This window comes from Streptomyces tricolor, from assembly GCF_002155905.1.
Lineage (GTDB): Bacteria > Actinomycetota > Actinomycetes > Streptomycetales > Streptomycetaceae > Streptomyces > Streptomyces tricolor.
This window is the reverse complement of sequence record NZ_MUMF01000290.1, coordinates 1-4,458: the sequence shown is the minus strand read 5'-3', so window position 1 is coordinate 4,458 and position 4,458 is coordinate 1. Positions and strand designations below refer to the sequence as shown.

Here is a 4,458-nt window from a genome sequence, read left to right as displayed (position 1 = left end):
GTATGGGTGCGGCGGGCCTGGGCGGGGTCAGGCCGGGATGCGGAGGGCGGCGATGCTGGCGAGCTTCGCGGTCAGGTGGTCGGCGGGGTGGTCGCTGATCGTGGTGAGGGCGACGGCGGCGGTGACGATGACGTCGCAGAGTTCGTCGGCGACATCGTCGCGGGTGTGGGTGACGCCCTTGCGGGGGTTCTGGCCGGTGTAGCCGATCCACGCCTGGGCAACCTCGCCCTGTTCTTCGGCGAGCTTGAGGATGCGGAGGCCGATCTCTTCCTGGCTGCGGCCGTTCTGCTGGTCGAGCCAGTCGGTGAGGTGACGGATGGTGGTCCACTGGGCGGGGGTGAGCATCGGGGTCCTTTCGACTGTGAGGGTGCTGTGCGCCCCTGTGAGGCCCTGGGGGCGGGTTCGGCGTTGCATGTGCCGCGCGAACCCCTGTGAGGCCGGGAGACGGCCGCTCAGGGCCCGCCGTGGGGCCGTGCACGGGCACGACCCCCGGCAGGGTGACGGTCAGGCGGACAACCTCGCGGCTTCGTACCGGCGGCGGGCGGCGATGAACGCCTCATCACTGCCGCCACGATCCGGGTGCGCGTCGGCCATCGCCTTCCGCAGCTCGGGCAGGGACGGCTTCTTCTCCCGGTCGGGAATCTCCGGCGGAGTCAGATGCAGGCGGCGCATGGTGTAGCCGTGGTAGACCTCGCCTGCGGCTTCGATCTTCTGCCGGTCGACAAACGAGGTTCGGCGCTGGTTGAGGAAGACGAAGTAGATCCGCTTGGGGGTCTTCTTCGTGATCGGGTGGGCCAGGATCTGGTAGTTGCCGAGGGGACCCTCGTCCCAGTTGGCGTCCCACAGTTCGTAGAGGAACTCGGCGTGCGCCAGGTCAGCCACGGCCCACCGCCTCGTCGCCCGCCGCCTGCTGTCCGGCGGCGAGGATCCGCCGGGCCTCCACCTCGCACACGCCCGGGTCGGCCGGGTGGCCGCCGAGCAGCCTGGCGGCGGCGACGGCCTGCGCCCAGTCGGCCGGGGTGAGGCTGGACCCGGTGGCAGGCGGTTCGGGCTGCTCGCCGGCCAGCCGACGCAGCTGCGCCGATGCGTCCCGGCACGGCCGGAACTTGTCCGGCTCCAGCACGCCGTCCGCCTTCGCCTGCCGGGTCTCGGCGTCGATCTGGTCGGCGGCCCACAGCAGCCCGGCGGCCTGCCCGGTCGGCGCGGGGAACGCGGCTGCGAGTGCGGCGACGGCGATGTTCCGCGGGTCGTCGGCCACGATGCTCGTGCCCTCGGTGCGGCAGTGCTCCCACACCGCGGCGGCGATCGCCTCCAACTGGGGGTGGCCGTCGATCCAGTCGGCCGGCACGGCGGCTCGGCTCGGCGGCGGGGACACCACGGCAGACGCGGCGGCGCGCATCGCGGCCCGGCCCTCCACGGCGGTCTCCAGGTCGGCGATCAGCGCGCGTACCCGGTCCGCCTCCCCGGCGGGCAGCAGGACCAGGGACTCGTGAACGGCGCGGCGCGCCTCAGCAACGCGGAGGTCGGCAGCCTTCGGGGTGGGCTGGGTCATCGGGGCTCCTGGGTGTGGGTGTCGGCGTGGCGGGTGGCGGCCTGGTCGGCTTCGGCGGCGGTCCGGCCGAGGCCGTGGGCGGTGCAGCGGACCGGGCGGGTGGCGACGCCGACCTGCTGGGCGTGCAGGCACTCCCACCGCCACGGGTACACGGCGCTGCCCGGGTGCGGGCGGACGCGGTAGAGCTGCGTCATCGGGGTGGCTCCTCGGTAAGGTCGGGGCAAGCGGCCGGCGCTGACTCCAACAGCGCCGGCCGTCGTAGTGCGGGTGGTCATTCGTAGATGCGGCTGAACGCTTCGGCGCGGCGCCGGGTGTCGATCTCTTCGCGAGTGAGGCACCGCAGCCGGGCCCGGTCGCCGAACTCGCCCTCGTAGGCGAGCAGCAGCCAGACCCCAGGGCTCATCCCGGCCACGCTCTGGTCCAGTTCGAGGTAGTTGCCTTCGCCGAGGGCCTTGAGGTTCTCGCCGCTGTCCAGTTCGACGTCGAAGCAGTCGACGGTGACGGTGTCGGTCATGGGGTTCCTTCCGGTGGGTGGGTCGGCGGGCGCCGTCGTCGTGCGGGTCCGGCTCACTGCCAGTCGCCGTCGGGCAGGTCGTAGGGCGGGACGGGCACGGTGTCGTCGTACTCGTCGTCGGCGGGCTGGTCGTCGTACTCGGGCTCGGTGTGCACGGGCTACTCCTGGGTGGGGTGGGTCGGTGTGGTGGTCGTCGTGCGGGGCCGGCTCACGCGGAGGCGGGGGCGGGTTCGACGCGGAGGTCGCGGAGTCCGTGCTGCCGCATCAGGTCGGCCGCGGTCTCGATGTGCGCGGCGCTCAGCTCGATCTCCAGCTCGTCCATCAGGTCGGGGTGCTGCTCGGGGTCGTGGCCCCACTCGCGGACGAGGACGGCGCCGAGGTCGCGCATCCCGGACAGCGGCGACAGGTAGCAGGCGCTCAGGTGTTCGTAGGTGGACCGCGGGATGGTCACGTAGTCCGGGTCGTAGCGGATGTCGTAGGACACGGTGCGTGTCTCCGATCGGTGTGGTGGTCGTGGTGCCGCGGGTCAGGCGCCGGACGGCGGCAGGACGGCGGGGGTGGCGTGCTGGTCGCAGCGCCAGCGGGCCTGGTACTGCTCGCGGTACTGGCGTCCGGTCACGGGCACGACGGTGAGCTGGGCGTCAGCGGCGCGGGCCAGATCCCACGGGGTGGGGTTGAAGTGCGCGTGCGCCTGCTCGGCGGTGGCGAGCTTCCATTCGCCGGGGACGACGGCCACGACGCCGGCGACGATGCAGCCGCAGGGGCGCTGCTGGAGCCAGATGGTGTCGTGGATGTCGAGGGGCGTCTCGGCGGTTTCGCAGCCGGGGCAGTCGTCGACGTGTTCGGGGTCGTCGCTGTCGTCGGCGACGACGTGCGTCTCCTCGGCGGCGGTCTCAATCGCCCGGCGGACGGCAGTGATCCACTCGGGCGTGGGGAATTCGAACAGGCGGGCTGCCATCTCCTGCTCGTTGCACAGGGTGGTGACAGCGGCCAGCTCGGCGCGGAGGCGGCGGACTTCGGCGACGAGCGCCTTGGTCACCTCGGGCGGCATAGCGGCGATGTACGCGGCATCGGCCTGGACCTGCGCCCAGTCCTCCTCTGCGGTCCACTCTCGGTGGCCGGGGTCGTTGTCGAGGGGCTCCTCGTCGAAGCGGGCGATCGTGCGGCGGGCGCTGTAGCCGGTGCCGGTGTCTTCCAGGTCGGCGGCGATCTCGATGAGGCTGTCGCCGCCGTACTGGTAGACGCCCCACGGTCCGGGGGTGGCGGCGTCGGCGCGGGCCTGGATGGCGTCGAGGTCGAGGGGCGGCGTGCTGGTCATGTGGGTCTCCTTGTGGCGGTGGTGGTCAGGCGGTGGCGTCGAGGTCGAGGGACAGCTGCTCCTGTCGGGGCGGGGGCAGCTCAACGACCTCGGCAGCTTGTGGCTCGGTCGCTCGTACCGGCGTGGCGAGCATCTCGGCGAGCGCGTCGAAGTGCCGCTGCGCCTTGGCGAGATTGGCGCGGATGTCGGCGAGGATGACGGCCGGGTCCTGGAACTCCAGCTCCTCCCGCACGGCTGCCTCGTGGGCAGGCCACACGGTCGGCTGGGCGTTCATGGGCGGGGTCGCGGGGATAGTGACGATGACGGTGGGGACGTCGGTACCGGACTCCCGGAACGCTTTCTCGCCGACGGCTTCGACCGTGCCGCCGCGGGCCTCGACGAGCGCCCGGAACTTCGCGGTCGCCCGGGACTCGGTGGTCACCGTCCACGACATCACCGACACCAGAAGCCCGTCCGCCTTGAGGAACCGGAGCGCGTGCTCAACGTGCTGCATGTCGGCGCCGCGGGTGAACGGCGGGTTCATGATGATGCGGTCGTAGGAGGGTTCGGCGGGCACGGTAAGGAAGTCGGCGACGCGCACCTCGTGGCCGGCGTCGGTCAGGACGGCGGCGTAGCCGGGGTCACGCTCGATGCAGTCGACGGTCGCACCGCGGGCTACCACAGCGGACGCGATCGCTCCCGATCCGGCCGACGGCTCCAGGACGGTCATGCCGGGCTGTACCTGCGCCAGGTCCAGCAGGCGGTCCACGATGGTCTTCGGGGTGGGGAAGTACTGGGCCTGCTGGCGCTTCTCCCGCAGCGTGACCACGGTGCCGGTGGCCAACACCGGGGCCAGCGCCTCATCGGCGTTGACGGGGAACAGGTGGGCGCCGGCGCTGGGCGTCCATCGGCCGCCGACGGCCTCCAGGATCTCGTTGATCCGCTGGTACAGCTTGGGGTCCAACCGCGGCCCGGTGAGGATCAGGCGCGGGCCGTCGGTCTGGGCGCGGTCGCGTATGACGGCGAGGATGTCGGGCGGGATGTGCACGGTGCTCCTTGTGGCGGTGGTGGGGTGTGCCGCGGATCAGGCGGCGG

General features: G+C 72.3%; 8 protein-coding genes. All 8 read right to left on the bottom strand.

The features are described from left to right. Positions 1-27: 27 nt before the first annotated feature. The 8 genes from CCN44_RS21125 to CCN44_RS21090 all read right to left on the bottom strand — a co-directional run bounded on the left by CCN44_RS21125 (position 28) and on the right by CCN44_RS21090 (position 4,411). Positions 28-345 carry a MazG-like family protein gene (locus tag CCN44_RS21125; RefSeq protein WP_086698605.1) on the bottom strand — a complete coding sequence of 106 codons (318 nt, stop codon included), beginning with the start codon at positions 343-345 and terminating at the stop codon, positions 28-30. 159 nt (positions 346-504) lie between these two features. Further along, positions 505-882 carry a hypothetical protein gene (locus CCN44_RS21120; protein ID WP_086698602.1) on the bottom strand — a complete coding sequence of 126 codons (378 nt, stop codon included), beginning with the start codon at positions 880-882 and terminating at the stop codon, positions 505-507. After that, the gene (locus tag CCN44_RS21115) at positions 875-1,552 is read right to left on the bottom strand and encodes a hypothetical protein (protein WP_086698599.1); all 678 of its coding nucleotides are present in this window, start codon (positions 1,550-1,552) and stop codon (positions 875-877) included. Before CCN44_RS21115 ends, CCN44_RS21120 begins: the two co-directional genes overlap by 8 nt. Continuing rightward, complete coding sequence (locus tag CCN44_RS21110; protein WP_086698596.1) at positions 1,549-1,746, bottom strand: hypothetical protein; 198 nt, start codon at positions 1,744-1,746, stop codon at positions 1,549-1,551. The genes CCN44_RS21115 and CCN44_RS21110 overlap by 4 nt, the downstream gene beginning before the upstream one ends. A gap of 77 nt (positions 1,747-1,823) precedes the next feature. Then, positions 1,824-2,066, bottom strand: a complete 243-nt coding sequence (locus CCN44_RS21105; RefSeq protein WP_086698594.1) for a hypothetical protein — start codon at positions 2,064-2,066, stop codon at positions 1,824-1,826. Between the two features lie 208 nt (positions 2,067-2,274). Next, on the bottom strand, positions 2,275-2,550 hold the full coding sequence (locus CCN44_RS21100; RefSeq protein WP_059253213.1) for a hypothetical protein: 276 nt from the start codon (positions 2,548-2,550) through the stop codon (positions 2,275-2,277). 42 nt (positions 2,551-2,592) lie between these two features. Continuing rightward, a complete protein-coding gene (locus tag CCN44_RS21095; RefSeq protein WP_086698591.1) occupies positions 2,593-3,384 on the bottom strand; it encodes a hypothetical protein in 792 nt (263 codons plus the stop codon). 25 nt (positions 3,385-3,409) lie between these two features. Further along, on the bottom strand, positions 3,410-4,411 hold the full coding sequence (locus tag CCN44_RS21090) for a methyltransferase (protein WP_086698588.1): 1,002 nt from the start codon (positions 4,409-4,411) through the stop codon (positions 3,410-3,412). Between the last annotated feature and the right edge of the window lie 47 nt (positions 4,412-4,458).